This is a genomic window from Rhizobium sp. PEPV16 (genome assembly GCF_008919455.1).
In the GTDB taxonomy this organism is placed as follows: domain Bacteria; phylum Pseudomonadota; class Alphaproteobacteria; order Rhizobiales; family Rhizobiaceae; genus Rhizobium; species Rhizobium leguminosarum_Q.
Map to the genome: position 1 here is coordinate 17,593 of NZ_VSZV01000346.1, position 15,219 is coordinate 32,811.

The following is a 15,219-nucleotide window of genomic DNA, read 5'->3' on the forward strand; positions in this document are numbered from 1 at the left end:
CGCGATGGTAGTGGTGGCAAGTGCCGGGCAGGCGGATATCGACTGGCTGGTGCGTGAGGATGCCAGCGCCGGTGAAGCGTGGGTATCGCGCTGCGTCGCGCTCGGCGAATATCTGGTTGCCAGGGAGACCGATGAGATCGTCGGTTTCCTGCGCTTCTCCCGCTTCTGGGGCAGGGTTCCCTATATGGAAATGATCCGCGTCGTGCCCGGCCACCGTCGGTCGGGCGTTGGAACGGCGCTGTTTCTCGCCTGGGAAGACGCCATGCGCGGCGATGGTGCCCGCCTGCTGATGACGTCGAGCGAATGCGACGAAAGCCGGCCTCAGGACTGGCATCGCCGCAACGGATTTTCCGAAACCGGTGCGATCGAATTGCCCGGCCTGCAATCGGTGCCGGAAGTTTTTTTCATCAAGCGAATTGGTTAGATTGGCGGAATCCGGCCGAGCGGGATGAAACCGCTGACGGTAGCGTTGCCGCGATCGACGACGAGATCGACCGAGACCTTGTCGCCGCCGCCGGCAAGCGCCTTCAAGAGCTTCGTCGCCGTGTTGACGGTCGAGGCGATATCCGGAAAGGCCTGTTTCAGACTGTCCCCCCAGGGGCCGAGCTGTTCGATCTCCAGCTTGAATTTTCCCGAGAGGAAGCCCTGCTCGTCGAAGGAGAAGGGGCCGGTGAGCGTCATCACCTTGCCGTCGCCGATGTCGGCGACGATGCGGCGCAGGTCGCCGGTGGCACCATTGAGGCCGTTCCGGTCACTGCCGTCGATCAGGCCGGCCTTGCCGGCGACGGTCAGGTCGATGCTGGCAGACAATTTCGGGAAGATCTGCGGCCAGTCCTTGATCGCCGTATTGGCGTCCTGCACGGAGATCGCTCCGTCGAGATCGGCGCCGTTCTGGCGCAGATGGATTTCAGTGCGAGCGGCATCGAAGCTCATGGTCTGGCCGCTGTAGGAGGAGACGGCCATCGCCTTCAGACCCTCGATGACGGTTGAGCTGCGGTCGACGCCCTGCAGCCTGGTCGCAAGGCTCGCCTGCAGGTTCGTCCATTGGGCCGAGATCGAAAGGCCGTTGCTGGTGCGGATTTCGGCCGGTGAATCGAGTTCCCAGACGATATCGCCGGGTGCATAGACCTGTGCTGCCGAGCGCAGCGCGCCGAAGGTGGCGGAGACGCCGTTGACATTGTCGTCGACGTCGATCTTGGAGCAGAACAGGCCGATGCGGAAGGGATAGCCGCGGAATTCGATATCGGAGCATTCACCGCTGACGCCTGCCTGGTCGCGCGGCGCGATCGCCTTCAGCACCGTGGTCTTCAACGCCGACGCCGCATAGAACCAGCCGCCGGTATAAAGTGCGATCGCCAGGAGGACGCCTCCACCCAGCAACCAGAATTTCTTGCCGCTGCCGGATTGGCTGCTGCCGGATCGGCTTGACGCTGCCATGATGTTCTCCAATGGTGAATCGCAAATGTGATTCCGGTCTGGCGTGCGATATGGACGAATTTTGGGTATTTGGCTACGGTTCGCTGATGTGGAATCCGGGCTTCGAGTTCATGGAGCGGGCAGAGGCCCTGGTCTATGGCTACAGGCGTTCGCTCTGCGTCCGCTCCTTTGTCCATCGTGGCACACGCGACAATCCGGGCCTGGTTCTCGGCCTCGACAGGGGTGGTGCCTGCCGTGGCATGGCTTTCCGAATTTCGCCTGAAAAATGGGATGAGGTGATCGATTATCTCCGCGCCCGCGAGCTGGTGACCAATGTCTACCTGGAGCGCCGGGTGCGGCTGCAGCTTGCCGGCCGGCGCCGGGTCGATGCGGTCGCCTACATCATCGACCGCGAGCATGAGCAATATGCCGGCGCACTCGATGCGCTTGCGGCGGCGCGCGTGGTGAACGAAGCAAAAGGCCAGTCTGGTCCGAATGATGCCTATGTCTTCAACACGCTGACGCATCTGAAGCAGATGGGCATTCGCGACCATTGGCTGGAGCAGGTCGTCAACGAAGTGGAGCGGCTGCGCGCCGCCTGATCTCAGCCAGTTGCCGCGTTCAGCTTGCGCAGCTCGACCAGTCTGTCGACCGCCGTCGGCGGGAGCGGCAGATGCGGATTTTGCGCGACGGTTTCGAGCAGAAGCTCGTCGCTTGCCCGCTCCGATACCTCGATCAGATGGGCAAAAAAGGCGTCCGGATCCATTCCGGGCGCGATCGGCGGCAGGATCCTCACCTTGAAATGGCCGGGATAACGACGAATGCTCCGCCGCGGCCAGAAGAGGCCGGGATGCATGGCGACCGGCACGACGGGGAGGTTAAGGTCGCGGTACATGCGGGCGATGCCGTATTTATAGAGCGGTTCTGCGCCCGGCGGGCGGCGAGTGCCCTCGGGATAGATGATGAGCTGGCGGCCGGTCGACAGCTCTTCCTTCGTGCGTTTCAGCACTTCCACCATCACCTTGCCGCGGGCGCCACGATCGACCGGGATCATTCGCTGTTTCTTCGCATACCAGCCGAAGAGCGGAATCCACATCAGCTCACGCTTCAGGATGTAGACCGGATCCTTCAGCCAGGGCAGCAGTGCGTAGGTATCCCAGAAGGACTGATGCTTCGGCGCCAGGATGTAACTGCCATCAGGCAGGTTTTCCAGGCCCTCGATCTCGAAGGTGGTGCCGACGATCACCCGCATCAGCCAGTGGTTGGAGCGCGCCCAGTTCTTAGGGATCCCATAGGCGATCTTGCGCGGCACCACGAAATAGTAGGGCGAGAGCACGATCATCCGGATGATGAGGTTGGCGTAGAAGATCGTGTTGAAGAGAACGGAACGCAGGGCGATCATGAAACTTTCCCGAGGCATGCTCACGCGACCGGCCTACACGATATTGCCCGTCATAAAAAGCGTTTGATGCTGCCCTGATGTAAAAGCTCAGTCTGAGGCGGATACGCCTGCCGAGCGCAGCCCGGTGTGGCGGCCGAAGCCGGTGATGTTGCGGGCGCCGGTCAGCAGCACTTTCACATATTCGGCCAGCATGACGCGCATCGCATTCGGGTCGGTGAACCAGTTGCGGCTCTTCAAATCCGAGTTGACCACGGGATAAGCGATGAACTCGATGTCGGGATCGACATAGGAGAGCTCGGCGAGGCTTCGCGGCATGTGGTAGTTGTTGGTGACGATCAGAACGCTGCGGTATCCCTTGGCGTGGATCCAGTTCGAAGCTTCCTCGGCATTGCCGATCGTGTCGATCGCATCGTAACCGATATCGACACAGCAGGAGAAGAGATCGGCCGAACCCTGCGTCATCTTGCGGATCTGTGCCGGCGTCGTCGTCGGGTGGGCGCCGGAAATGAGCAAGCGCTTGCCGGCACCCTTCTGCAGCAGCTCCACGGCCTGGTCGATGCGCTGGTAACCACCCGTCAGCACCACGATGGCATCCGCCTTCGGTTCGGCCGGGGGCTTCAGCGTCGTCACGGAATCGGCGAAACGCAAAAAACCCCCGAATACCAAGGCGATTGCCAGCAAGAAGGCAAAGCCGCCCCAGCGCAGCAGGCGGCGGATCGGCCCGCGCCGCGGCAGCAAAGCTGCCGGGCGATCAAGCTCCGGGTCCTGATGAATCGGGTTGGGTGTCGTGTGTCCCATCGTCATGAATCGTGATTATACGCTGATTGCGGCGCGGAACAGACGCTTTCATGGCAAAACGGCACGGTCACGATCAACTTCCGATGCCGTCGGTGCGTGTCGGATCCGAGCGTAGAGTATCGATTTCGTAGATCGTCCGCATGACGGTGAGCCGGGCGGTGAAGGTGGTGAGCAGCGCGATGACGATCATCGTTGCGAAGATGCCGGCATAACCGAGCACGCCGACGGAGAAGGTGCCAAAGAGCGCGGTCGCCTGGTCCGTTTCGGGGGTGGCGAGGGTGCGGCTTTGCCAGAAACCGGCGGTGGCGAAGAAGAGGGCGGCAAGCGCGCTGCCGATCGCCGAGCCCTTGAGGCTGATCTTCAGGAAATGCTTCTGGAATTCGGTGGCGACGAAGGAGCTTTCGGCGCCGACGAAATGCAGCACTTCGACAACGTGACGGTTACCCGACAACGCGCCGCGCGTGGCGAAGACGACGGTGAGCACCATCGCTGTGAAAACCAAAAGCAGGATGCCGGTGCCGATCATCACAGTCGTGTGCGCCATGGACACCAACCGGTCGACCCAGGTGCGGTGATCGTCGAGGGTGGCCTGCGGGATACTGTCCTTCAGCAGCGCCCGCATCGAACCGAAATCCGGTGGATTGCTCTCGTCGATGGTGATGATGACGAGACGGGGAACGGGCAGATCCTTGAGATCGAGACCCGGGCCGAGCCACGGTTCGAGCAGGCGAGCGGTTGCCGCCTCGTCGACTATCTGGCCGCTCTTGGTGCCGACGAAAGTCAGCGCCAAGTCGCGCGCCTGGGCCAGCGCCTTTTCCATGTCGAGATTGTCGTCCGGCTTGATCTGAATGGTGATCTCGCGCGAGATCTGGCTCTCCCAGCTGGCCGCCGTCGAGCGCACCATGCTGACGCCGCCGAGCGTCAGGCAGGCGAGAAAGGCCATGATCGATATCACCACCATCAAGGCGCTGCCCTGGATGTTGGAAGGCGGTAGGATCGGCGCGGTCGGACGCACGCGCAATTCCGGCCGCTTCTGCTGGGTCTTGGCAGACGCCTTCTCGGGGTTTCTGGACGGGGGCTCAGTCATAAATATCGAGATGCCCCTCTGAGAGGATCATGCGGCGGGCTTCCACCTGCTCCATCAGCGCCAGGTCATGCGTGGCGATCACGACTGCCGTGCCGAGGCGGTTCAGCTCGAGGAAAAGGTTGAGCAGGCGCTTGGCCATCGGCGGGTCGACATTGCCTGTGGGTTCGTCGGCCAGCAGCACTTCCGGCCGATCCATCAACGCCCGGGCGATTGCGGCGCGCTGCTTCTCGCCGCCGGAGAGTACCGGCGGCAGCACGTTGATGCGTTCGCCGAGACCGACCCATTTCAAAAGTTCCAGGACGTCGGTCTTGTAGGAGCTCTCATCCTTGCCACGCACCCGTAAGGGCAAAGCGACATTCTCATAGGTCGTGAGATGGTCGAGGAGGCGGAAATCCTGGAAGACGATGCCGACGCGGCGGCGCAGCAGCGGCAGTTCGGGGCGGGGGATTTCGGAAATGTCGCGCCCGAACATGCGGATCAGGCCGCGCGTCGGCTGCAACGACATGAAAAGCATCCGCAGCAGCGACGTCTTGCCGGCGCCGGATGGACCCGTCAGGAACTGAAAGGATTTCTTCGGAATGTCGAAGGTCAGGTCCCGGAGGATTTCCGGGCCCATGCCATAGCGCAAACCGACATTCTCGAAGTGGATCAACGGGCAGCTCAGTCTGTTGTGGGTTTCACCGCACGACTTGTTAACCAACACCGTTAACAGCCGGTAAATTTTGCTGGAAAGACGCCCGTTTGATGGCGATCTTTGCGAAGCATTAACCAATAAAATTTACGACTGAGCAGGATTCGTTTCAATGCCAAGATTTCCTCTGGCAGCGAAACCATGTGGACATCTGCGAGGCAGCCACCATGGAAGCATCCTCCTTCAGCCGGACACCGGGCCAGGCCTATGATTTCCTGCCGCCGGAACCCGCCAACCGTCGGTACCGCTCGGCGCGTCCTGCCGATATCTCCGACGCCGAATTCGTCACCCTCGGCAAAGTTCGGCCCAGGGAATTCAATGCAAGGACCTATAACGACAACCGCAAGCGCATGGCCGCTACGCAGCCGCCGCTCATGCCTGCGATGGCTGCTTCCGTTCTGCGGAGGGTGGAATCCTGGCTGCAGCGTGCGTCGATGCGGAGCTTCGCAGCGCTGGTGCTGGCGCTGGTCGTGCTCGTCTTCGGACTTGCGGGTGGTTTCTCCGGCCTTTCCGGCGAGCGAGCCAGTTCCGGAGCGTCGCTGCATTTCACCCATGTAACGGTGACGCCGCGTGATGCGAACGGCATGCGCGTGCTCGTCATCAACGGCATCATCGAAAACGAGAGCGGCACGACGCAGACGGTGCATCCGATCCGTGCCGATCTCGTGACCGACGAGCGGCTGACCGCAAGCATCGTCATCAACCCGCCCGCCGATGTGATCTATGGCGGCCAGAGCCGTGGCTTCTCGGCTCGCGTCCAGCATGCCGGCGGAAAAATGCCGGAAGTTCGGCTTTCCTTCCTGCCACAGACGTAACAGGACATGGATTGCCGATTTTCGCGTCGCAGGTTGCGCCAATCGCGTTAATTTCATAGCCGGCGAGGCTGTTTCAGGCTCGCATATGTGCTAACGGCTTACCCTTCTTTTCATGGAGCAAGCCCTTATGCCTGTCGTGCGCGGAAAAAACATCGAGCCGCTCTTCACTGCCGAGCAGATCGCCGAGCGCAATCATTCGATGGCGCGGGAGATCGCCAATGGTCCGACCAAGGACCTGCTCGTCATCGCCGTGCTGAAGGGTTCCTTCATCTTCGCCGCCGACCTGATTCGCGCCCTGCATGATAGCGGGCTTGCCCCGGAGGTCGAGTTCATCACGCTGTCGAGTTACGGCATCGGCACGGTTTCGCAGGGCGTACGCATCGTCAAGGATATCGACAGCGACGTGCATGGCCGCGACGTCCTGCTGATCGATGATATCCTCGAATCCGGCCGGACGCTGCTCTTTGCCAAGGAATTGCTCTTCGAACGTGGCGCGCGCAACGTCACGATCGCTGTGCTGCTCGACAAGCGCGTCAAGCGCAAGGAAAAGCTGGAGGCTGATTATGTCGGCTTCGAATGCCCCGACTATTTTGTCGTCGGCTACGGCATGGATGTCGCCTATGCCTTTCGCGAACTGCCCTTCGTCGGCGTGGTGACCGGGGACGCCTGAGCTGTTGCCTTCGAGACGGGTTGTTAACCATCTCGTCCATCGCTTCCTCATCTTTACCGATCGAAAAGGAAAGTCTGGTGATTTCCGTCGCGGGGCTGATACGGAGCGATGCACATATGGCAAGAATTCTGATTACGGAAGACGAGGACTCCCTGCGGTCCTTCGTAGCCCGGGCCCTGCGGCTTGATGGCCACGAGACCGACGAGGCGGCCGATGGGGCCGAGGGGCTGGAGAAGCTCAAGGACGGGGTCTACGATCTGCTGCTTTCAGATATCCGCATGCCCGTGATGGACGGCATTGAGCTCGCCCATCAGGCAAAGGACGCTTTTCCGGGTCTGAAGATCCTGCTGATGACCGGCTACGCCGAACAGCGCGAACGGGCCGACGATCTTGCCGAAAAGATCATAGATGTCGTTGCCAAACCCTTCGCGCTTCCCGATATCCGCAAGGCGGTCGCCCGGGCGCTCGTCGCCTAAAGCATGATGCCGAAAGGTGTGAGTGGTCGTCGGACGAGATGGTGCCCACCTTCCTCGATTGAGATCCGGATTTAGATTTTAGGCCGCTCCGGCCTAAAATCATTCTGTTAGAGTGACTGCGATCCATTGTGCGGTGGCGTAGGACCTACTGGATGTCCAGCAGCCGCTCGAGATAGCGCCGTTCCATTTCCTGCGGTGGATTGTTGCCGAGTTTTTCGCGGATCGCGTCAAGGATTTCTCGCGCCCGCTGAACGTCGATTTCGTCAGGCACCTTCACGTTATCGCCGAACTCAGGTCCTTGGGTCCGGCGCGGCCGACCGAGCGGGTCGCGGCCGTTCTGGTCGCCCTGGCCAACCTGGCCGTTCGGACCTTGACCTTGCTGGCCCTGCTGCGCCTGCATCATCTGGTTCATCATGTCGCGGGCGCCTTGGCGAAGCGCTTCGAGCGCGCGGCCCTGGCCCTCGACAGCCGGTTGGCCACGTCCTTGGCCGAGTTCACGGCCGGCACCTTCCATTTCGCGTTGCGCCTGGCCGAAGCCCGGGCCGGGCTTCATGCCCATCTCGCCGAGGCTCTTCTGCAATTCGCCGAGCTGCTTGCCGAGCGCATCCTGCTGGGCGCGCAGCTGTTTCAGCGCCTCGCGCAGCTGCTCGGCCGTCATCTGGTCGGAGGGCTGCTGGCCTTCCTTGCCTTGCTGGCCCTGCTGCTGGTCCTGTGGCTCGCCGTTCTCTCCGGGATTCATATCGTCGAGCAGCGGATCGTTTTCGCCCATGTCATTCTCGCCGCGCTGCATGCGGTCCCTGAGCTGCTGGTCTAACCGGAAGGTCTGTTCCATCAGCTTCTGCTGGTCGCGCAGGATCTCGCCGAGCTTGTCGATCTGTTTACGGGCTTCGCTGTTTTCCTGGCCCTGCTGACCGCGCTGCGGCCGGCCCGCCTGCAGGTTGTTCATCATCCGCTGCAATTCCGACAGCATCTGCTGGGCCGCGTCACGATTGCCGGAGCGGGCGAGATTCTCGATCTGATCCATCATCCGTTCCAGATCCTGCTGGCGCAGGACATTCTGCGCGTTCTGGTTCGGCTGCATCGGCGCGTTCTGCATGCGCTCTGCAAGCTCGGTCATATAGTCCTGCATCGCCTTGCGCAGCTCGTCCATCAGCTTCTTGATCTCCGCGTCGGGAGCGTTGCGGTCCAGCGCGTCGGCAAGCTTCTGCTGGGCTTCGCGCAGCTTCCGCTCGGCGAGCGATAGATCGCCGTCCTCCATGCCGAGTGCAATCTCCCAGAGATATTGGGCCGTATCCTTCAGCGCATCCTCGCCCTTTGCGAGCTTCATGCGCGTCAAGGCGGATTCGAGCAGCAGATAGTTGGTGAGCTTGGGGATCGTCTCTTCGGGTCGGATGGTCAGTGCCTCGTTCAGGGCGATCGCCTGCGGCATCTCGCGGGTATCGAGCGCAAAAACCTGCCGCTCCTCGGCGACGGCCGCGGCAAGCGGCTCGTTGAAGGGCCGCGACGGCAACACCATTTCATGCGGCGGGCTGCGGCCGGTCTGCCCGGCGGCATCCTTGGCGACGAGGGTGATGCGCACGCGCTTGCCGGCAAGCGGATGTTCGGTCAGGTTCCGGCTGGTCACGCCCTTGGCGTCGCGGGCGTTGCGGCGGGGGACATCCAGCCGGTACTCCGGCAGCGGATAGAGCGGCGTTGCCGTCGGGTCTGTTTCGACGGGAACGATCTCCGCATGCGCCTCCTGGACGCCGTAATCGTCCTTGACGGTGAAACCGATTTCAAGCGCCCCGTTGACGCTGGGTTTCGGCAGGCCGTTAAAGGCAATCTCCGGCGCCTTGTCGGGCAGCACGTCGAAGCTCCAGCGGCGGCCATTGACCTCGAGTGCACCGTTCTCCTGGAGCTTCATCATATGCGTCTGCGCGACGAGAGTCTGGCTGGCGGGTGCCGCCGTCGGCTGCCCGCTGCCTGATGCCGTCGCCTGCTGCGGCTTGGTATCCGCCTGCACGGCGATATCCTGCGCCTCGCCGTTCGCCTTGCGGAACACGACTTTTTCCGCCGTCTTTCCGCCGCTGACGCGCACAGTGAGGCCTGAAAACTGTGGAATGCCGATCGGCGCCTGCTCGCTGCCGTCAGCCGTCAGGTAAATCGGGGCGCGGCCGGTATAGGAAGGCGGCGTCACCCAGGCGTCGATGCGTACCGCCGGATCGCTGACCACCTGCTCGGGTGCTGCCTGCAACGCGTCGCGGATCGAGCCGCCGTTGATCGACAGCGAATAACCGAAGGCAGTGACAAGCAGCAGCGCCGGGACGGCGCGCAGCGCGAAACGGTCATGCGCGGCGATATCAGGCCGCGGCAGTCCGGCATCGAGCGCTGCGATCTTTTCGGCCATGCGCGTCTGGTGCTCGCGCCAGAGCGCCCGGCCGAAGGGGGTATCGAAGGCCGGCTCGTCTTCCTGGACGGTGACCGGCTGGTGCGGCAGGCCGTTGCGCTCTTCCAGCATGCGGTCGGCTTCTGCGACCCTCGGCCAGCGCAGGGTGCGGAAGGGGAGGAGCGAAACCAGAAAAGCGGCGGCAAAGGCAATCAGCAGCAGGATGCGCAGCCAGTCCGGCACGCTGCGGAAGAGGCCGAACCAGGAAGCGCAGAGATAAAAGGCGATGACGGACAGTACCGGCATCAAAGGCGGCAGCAGCTGCTCGAAAAAGAGCACGATGCGCGCCAGCAGGCGTTTCGTCGTCACCAGCCGGGCAAGCGAGGGACGGAACGCAAATGCACCTTTCTTCTGCCGAGAGGGGCTTGTCATCGGTCCGGTCTCCGCGATCTGGCGTTCTGGAACAGAGGGCGCTTCCGGCGATTGCAGGGCAATACGCTCATGAACGAAAGGATAACACTCTTTGTGGCGAAGGCGAGGGCGAGCGACCGGTATTACCGGCTTTTCACGTTAATTCGCCAAAAAGTGATGGCTTGTTCAGTCGAGCCAGGCCGGAACGGAGTCAAGGCTGATCAGTTCGGCATAGGTTCTGCGTGGGCGAATCGTATGAAAATCGCTGCCTCTGACCATAACTTCGGGCACCAGCAGGCGGCTGTTATAAGTGCCGGCCTGGACCGCGCCGTAGGCGCCTGCAGTGCTGACTGCCATGAGGTCGCCGGGCTTCGGCATCGCCATCTCGCGGTCAAGTGCCAGATAATCGCCTGTCTCGCAGACGGGGCCGACGACATCGGCGCGGATGCGCGGCGCGTTGGCCGCCGAAATCGTTACCGGACGGATCTCGTGATAGGCCTCGTAAAGCGTCGGGCGGATGAGATCGTTCATCGCGCCGTCGACGATGACGAAGGTCTTTTCGCCGCCATCCTTCACATAAAGGACCTCGGTCACGAGGATGCCGGCATTGCCGACGATCAGGCGGCCGGGCTCGGTGATGATCTTGCAGTCCAGGCCGCGCAGCTGGTTCTTGACGATTGCCGCATAGGCATCCGGCAACGGCGGCGGATTGTTGTCGTCCTTGTAGGGGATGCCGAGGCCGCCGCCGATATCGACGTGATGGATGGTGTGGCCATCGGCGCGCAGCGTCGCGACAAGGTCGTGCAGCAGTTTGAAGGCGTCGTCGAAGGGCTGCAGCTCGGTGATCTGGCTGCCGATATGCATGTCGATGCCGGTGACCTCGATGCCGGGCAGCTTGGCGGCATGGGTGTAGATGGCGCGGGCGCGCTCCCAGGAGATGCCGAACTTGTTTTCCTTCTTGCCGGTCGAGATCTTGGAATGCGTCTTCGCATCGACATCCGGGTTGATACGGAAGGAGACCGGCGCTTTCTTGCCCGCGCTGACGGCGCGCTGGTTGAGGATCTCGAGCTCGGGCTCGGATTCGACGTTGAAGCAGTAGATGCCGGCTTCAAGGGCGAAATCCATCTCGGATGGCGTCTTGCCGACACCTGAGAACATGATGCGGTCTGGCGGAATGCCGGCGGCAAGCGCGCGGCGCAACTCGCCCTCCGAGACGACATCGATGCCGGCGCCGAGGCGGCCCAGTGTCTTCAGCACCGCCTGGTTCGAATTCGCCTTCATCGCATAGCAGACCATGGAGTCCATGTCGGCGAAAGCTTCCGAAAAGACGCGGTAGTGGCGCTCCAGCGTTGCGGTGGAATAGACGTAGAACGGCGTGCCGACTGCCTTGGCGATCTCGGGAACGGGGACGTTCTCGGCATGAAGGACGCCGTCACGGTATTCGAAATGATTCACGGGCTTATGCCTTAAAGAAGGGGATCGAGAAGGAAGGGCTTGTCGACGGTTCCCGGCTGTTTCGTCGGCTTGGAAACGTCGCCTCCCTTGGTTGCCGCGGCGCTCGGCGGATCGAGGTCGCCCTTTCGCCCGCATCCGGCAACGGCAAGGCCGATGACGGCGAAAACCGCCGTCAGGCGGACGAGGTGCGGCAAGCTCTTCATGGATATCCTCTTCTGCGCATTTGATGGCATCATTCATATCGAACGATGGACATCTTCATAGCGAAGTTTATCCGCCTTGTGCACCCTGATTGTTGGCGGTCTTTGCGCGCCCCGCAGAAGGGCGCGGCGGCTTTTCGCCACGCCTGGTATCTCTTAGTTGCGGGCGCGCCAGAATGCGATCTGCCTGCGCACTTCGGACGGTGCCGTGCCGCCGAAGCTCTTGCGGCTGGCGACCGATGCCTCAACCGTCAGCACGTCGTAGACCTTGTCGGTGATGTCTGAATGGATCGCCTGTAGCTCGGAGAGTGGCAGTTCGGAAAGGTCGCAGCCCTTGCTTTCGGCGAGTGCTACGGCGCGGCCGGTCACGTGATGGGCGTCGCGGAAGGGGAGGCCCGCTTCGCGCACCAGCCAGTCGGCAAGATCGGTCGCCGTCGAATAGCCGGAGCCGGCCGCCGCCTTCATGCGCGCGGTGTTGACGGTCATGTCGCGCACCATACCGGTCATGGCGGCAATTGCCAGTTCCAGGCTCTCGGCGGCGTCGAAGACCTGTTCCTTGTCTTCCTGCATGTCCTTGGAATAGGCGAGCGGCAAGCCCTTCATGATCGTCAGCAGCGCCACCAGCGAACCATTGATGCGGCCGGTCTTGGCGCGCACCAGTTCGGCGGCATCCGGGTTCTTCTTCTGCGGCATGATCGACGAGCCGGTCGAGAAGGCGTCGGAGAGGCGCACGAAACCGAATTGCGGGGTCGACCAGATGACGATCTCTTCTGCCAGACGCGACAGGTGCATGCCCGCAATCGCTGCGATCGACAGGAATTCGATGGCGAAATCGCGGTCGGAGACCGTATCGATGGAGTTGCGGGTCGGCTCGCGGAAACCGAGCGCCTTGGCCGTCATGTGGCGGTCGATCGGATAGCCGGTGCCGGCAAGTGCGGCGGCACCGATCGGGCTTTCATCCAGATGCTCGATGGCGTGGCGCACCCGCGCGCGATCGCGGCCGAACATTTCGACATAGGCCATGCAGTGATGGCCGAAGGTAACGGGCTGGGCGGTCTGCAGATGGGTGAAGCCCGGCATGACGCTTTCGGCATGTTCTTCGGCGCGGTCGAGGAAAGCCGCGATCAGGCCGGTCAGCATCTGCTCGGTTTTCTGCAGCTCTTCCTTCACCCAGAGACGGAAGTCGAGCGCCACCTGATCATTGCGCGAGCGGGCGGTGTGCAGGCGGCCGGCCGCCGGTCCGATCAGCGTCGCCAGGCGTGCTTCGACATTCATATGGATGTCTTCGAGCTGACGCGAGAATTCGAAATTGCCACTTTCGATTTCTGACAGGATCGTGTTTAGCCCGTGAACGATCTTGTCCTTATCTTCGGCGGAAATAATCCCCTGGTGGGCAAGCATCGTCGCATGGGCGATGGAACCGCGAATATCCTGCGCGAATAGCTTCTTGTCGAAACCGATCGAGGCATTTATCTCCTCCATGATCGCGTCCGGGCCGGAGGCGAAGCGGCCGCCCCACATCTGGTTGGAGGATTTGGTGTCCGTGGTGTCGTCGGCCATGAAGGTGCCCGCCTTAAAATGCATGTCCTGGAGAATGAAATGACGACAAGAAAACCCCTCGGGCTGCCATCCCTGAAATGGATCGCGATGGCCGCCGTTGCGGGTGTCGTTGCCGGTGCGGCAGCGGTATACGTGAAGGAGACGGGGATTGGCAATGGCGGCGATGAAACGGCGTCGGCCGAATGCAAGCTCGCCAAAGACCGCATCGCCGGCATTACGCCGCTGATGAGGGGACAGGTGGCCGCCATGGTCGCCGCCAATGAGCCGCGCAAGCTGACCGCCATTTCTTTCAACGGACCCGACGGCAAGCCGCTGACGCTCGATCATTTCGCCGGCAAGACCGTGCTTCTCAATCTCTGGGCGACATGGTGCGTCCCCTGCCGCGAGGAGATGCCGGCGCTGAACGCGCTAGAGAAGGAGATGGGCAGCGACCGGTTCCAGGTCGTGCCGGTCAATATTGATATCGGCGACGATGAGAAGCCGAAGACCTTCCTCGCGGACACCGGTGTCGATGCGCTGCAGCTCTATCGCGACAATACGATTTCGGTGTTCAACAGCCTGAAGAAGGAAGGACTCGCTTTCGGGCTGCCGGTGACGCTGCTGATCGATGACAAGGGATGCCTGATTTCAGCGATGAACGGGCCGGCTGCCTGGGACAGCGAGGATGCCAAGGCGCTGATCAAGGGTGCGATCGGGTCGTAGTGCCGCGAGCGTGTTGAAGACGGGGCTCGAGCAGCAAACGTTTACCGCGTCGGCACCGGCACTTCCCCGCGATAGTCATAGAAGCCGCGGCCGGACTTGCGTCCAAGCCAGCCGGCCTCGACATATTTTACCAGCAGCGGGCAGGGGCGGTATTTCGAGTCCGCCAGGCCGTCATGCAGCACCTGCATGATCGAGAGGCAGGTGTCGAGGCCGATGAAATCGGCAAGCTGCAGCGGTCCCATCGGATGATTGGCGCCGAGCTTCATCGCCGTATCGATGGCGTCGACCGTGCCGACGCCTTCATAGAGCGTGTAGATCGCTTCGTTGATCATCGGCAGCAGGATGCGGTTGACGATGAAGGCCGGGAAATCCTCGGCGACGGTGATGGTCTTTTCCAGCGTGCCGACGAATTCCTTGGCGGCGGAAAAGGTCTTCTCGTCGGTCGCGATGCCGCGCACCAGTTCGACCAGCTTCATGACAGGCACCGGGTTCATGAAATGTATGCCCATGAAGCGTTCGGGGCGGTCGGTGGCGGCAGCAAGCCGGGTGATGGAAAGGGAAGACGTGTTGGTGGCAAGCAGCGCTTCCGGCTTCAGGACCGGACAGACCTGCGTATAGATCTTGCGCTTGACCGTTTCATCCTCGGTCGCGGCCTCGATGACGAGATCGGAAGGGGCGAGGTCATTGACATCGGACGAGCCTGATATGAGCGACAAGGTCGACTTGCGTTCCTCTTCGGTCATCTTGCCGTTCGTCACCAGTCGGGCCAGGTTGCCGTTGATGGTGGCAAGGCCGGATTCGATGCGGTCCTGCGAGAGATCGTAGATGTGAACCCTGTAACCTGCGGCGGCCGAAACATGCGCGATGCCGCAGCCCATCTGGCCGGCACCGATAATACCAATATTCTTCAACACCGCATTCATCTCCAAACCCCGCACGGCATTCGCCCCCGCGCCGCCGCATTTTTCTAGCAATGCTGCCGGACGAAGGATCGCCCGGCAGCAGTAGTAGCCCGATAAAAGATAATTTTCCAGTCATTCGCACGTGCGAAAGAAAAGCATTTGACGCTGTCAGAGCGCCTTTTCCAATTCCGGCAAGACATCGAAGAGATCGGCGACCAATCCATAGTCGGCGACCTGGAAGATCGGCGCCTCCTCGTCCTTGTTGATGG

At 61.8% G+C, this 15,219-nt stretch carries 16 protein-coding genes and 1 pseudogene; 6 read left to right on the plus strand and 11 right to left on the minus strand.

Annotated features, from left to right (window positions below):
* Positions 1-4: 4 nt before the first annotated feature.
* The gene (locus FY112_RS28395) at positions 5-424 is read left to right on the plus strand and encodes a GNAT family N-acetyltransferase (protein WP_094087314.1); all 420 of its coding nucleotides are present in this window, start codon (positions 5-7) and stop codon (positions 422-424) included.
* On the opposite strand, the gene FY112_RS28400 is transcribed toward FY112_RS28395, so the two are convergent.
* The gene (locus tag FY112_RS28400; RefSeq protein WP_017962301.1) at positions 421-1,437 is read right to left on the minus strand and encodes a DUF2125 domain-containing protein; all 1,017 of its coding nucleotides are present in this window, start codon (positions 1,435-1,437) and stop codon (positions 421-423) included. The genes FY112_RS28395 and FY112_RS28400 overlap by 4 nt on opposite strands.
* A gap of 50 nt (positions 1,438-1,487) precedes the next feature.
* Between FY112_RS28400 and FY112_RS28405 the strand changes: the two genes are divergently transcribed.
* A complete protein-coding gene (locus tag FY112_RS28405) occupies positions 1,488-2,018 on the plus strand; it encodes a gamma-glutamylcyclotransferase (RefSeq protein WP_151519842.1) in 531 nt (176 codons plus the stop codon).
* 2 nt (positions 2,019-2,020) lie between these two features.
* On the opposite strand, the gene FY112_RS28410 is transcribed toward FY112_RS28405, so the two are convergent.
* The 4 genes from FY112_RS28410 to ftsE form a co-directional block, all read right to left on the minus strand.
* Entirely contained in the window at positions 2,021-2,818 is a 798-nt protein-coding gene (locus FY112_RS28410; protein ID WP_094087316.1) for a 1-acyl-sn-glycerol-3-phosphate acyltransferase, read from the minus strand.
* Positions 2,819-2,905: 87 nt separating this feature from the next.
* Complete coding sequence (locus FY112_RS28415) at positions 2,906-3,616, minus strand: YdcF family protein (RefSeq protein WP_017962298.1); 711 nt, start codon at positions 3,614-3,616, stop codon at positions 2,906-2,908.
* A 73-nt stretch (positions 3,617-3,689) separates the two neighbouring features.
* Complete coding sequence (locus FY112_RS28420; protein ID WP_017962297.1) at positions 3,690-4,703, minus strand: ABC transporter permease; 1,014 nt, start codon at positions 4,701-4,703, stop codon at positions 3,690-3,692.
* Positions 4,696-5,355 (minus strand): cell division ATP-binding protein FtsE, encoded by a 660-nt coding sequence (gene ftsE / locus FY112_RS28425; protein WP_003543317.1) that lies wholly within the window; start codon positions 5,353-5,355, stop codon positions 4,696-4,698. Before ftsE ends, FY112_RS28420 begins: the two co-directional genes overlap by 8 nt.
* 206 nt (positions 5,356-5,561) lie before the next feature.
* On the opposite strand from ftsE, the gene FY112_RS28430 reads away from it, so the two are divergent.
* The 3 genes from FY112_RS28430 (at position 5,562) to FY112_RS28440 (ending at position 7,355) form a co-directional block, all read left to right on the plus strand.
* Complete coding sequence (locus FY112_RS28430) at positions 5,562-6,209, plus strand: hypothetical protein (RefSeq protein WP_131628321.1); 648 nt, start codon at positions 5,562-5,564, stop codon at positions 6,207-6,209.
* 127 nt (positions 6,210-6,336) lie between these two features.
* Positions 6,337-6,879, plus strand: a complete 543-nt coding sequence (hpt, locus tag FY112_RS28435; protein ID WP_003567049.1) for a hypoxanthine phosphoribosyltransferase — start codon at positions 6,337-6,339, stop codon at positions 6,877-6,879.
* Positions 6,880-6,995: 116 nt separating this feature from the next.
* Positions 6,996-7,355 (plus strand): response regulator, encoded by a 360-nt coding sequence (locus FY112_RS28440; RefSeq protein WP_003543311.1) that lies wholly within the window; start codon positions 6,996-6,998, stop codon positions 7,353-7,355.
* 145 nt (positions 7,356-7,500) lie between these two features.
* Here the strand turns inward: FY112_RS28440 and FY112_RS28445 are convergent, their stop codons facing one another.
* From FY112_RS28445 to argH, 4 genes are all read right to left on the minus strand, one after another.
* Positions 7,501-10,152, minus strand: a complete 2,652-nt coding sequence (locus tag FY112_RS28445) for a TIGR02302 family protein (RefSeq protein ID WP_151519843.1) — start codon at positions 10,150-10,152, stop codon at positions 7,501-7,503.
* 165 nt (positions 10,153-10,317) lie between these two features.
* Entirely contained in the window at positions 10,318-11,586 is a 1,269-nt protein-coding gene (gene lysA / locus FY112_RS28450) for a diaminopimelate decarboxylase (protein ID WP_131708700.1), read from the minus strand.
* An 11-nt stretch (positions 11,587-11,597) separates the two neighbouring features.
* The gene (locus FY112_RS28455) at positions 11,598-11,819 is read right to left on the minus strand and encodes a lipoprotein (RefSeq protein WP_131628325.1); all 222 of its coding nucleotides are present in this window, start codon (positions 11,817-11,819) and stop codon (positions 11,598-11,600) included.
* A 123-nt stretch (positions 11,820-11,942) separates the two neighbouring features.
* Entirely contained in the window at positions 11,943-13,346 is a 1,404-nt protein-coding gene (argH, locus tag FY112_RS28460; protein ID WP_131708701.1) for an argininosuccinate lyase, read from the minus strand.
* A 39-nt stretch (positions 13,347-13,385) separates the two neighbouring features.
* Here argH and FY112_RS28465 point away from each other — a divergent pair, with 39 nt between their 5' ends.
* Complete coding sequence (locus FY112_RS28465; protein ID WP_094087717.1) at positions 13,386-14,048, plus strand: TlpA disulfide reductase family protein; 663 nt, start codon at positions 13,386-13,388, stop codon at positions 14,046-14,048.
* A 41-nt stretch (positions 14,049-14,089) separates the two neighbouring features.
* Here the strand turns inward: FY112_RS28465 and FY112_RS28470 are convergent, their stop codons facing one another.
* On the minus strand, positions 14,090-14,971 hold the full coding sequence (locus FY112_RS28470) for a 3-hydroxybutyryl-CoA dehydrogenase (RefSeq protein ID WP_017966357.1): 882 nt from the start codon (positions 14,969-14,971) through the stop codon (positions 14,090-14,092).
* 147 nt (positions 14,972-15,118) lie between these two features.
* Positions 15,119-15,219: pseudogene (locus FY112_RS38120) on the minus strand (electron transfer flavoprotein subunit alpha/FixB family protein); the annotation flags it as partial.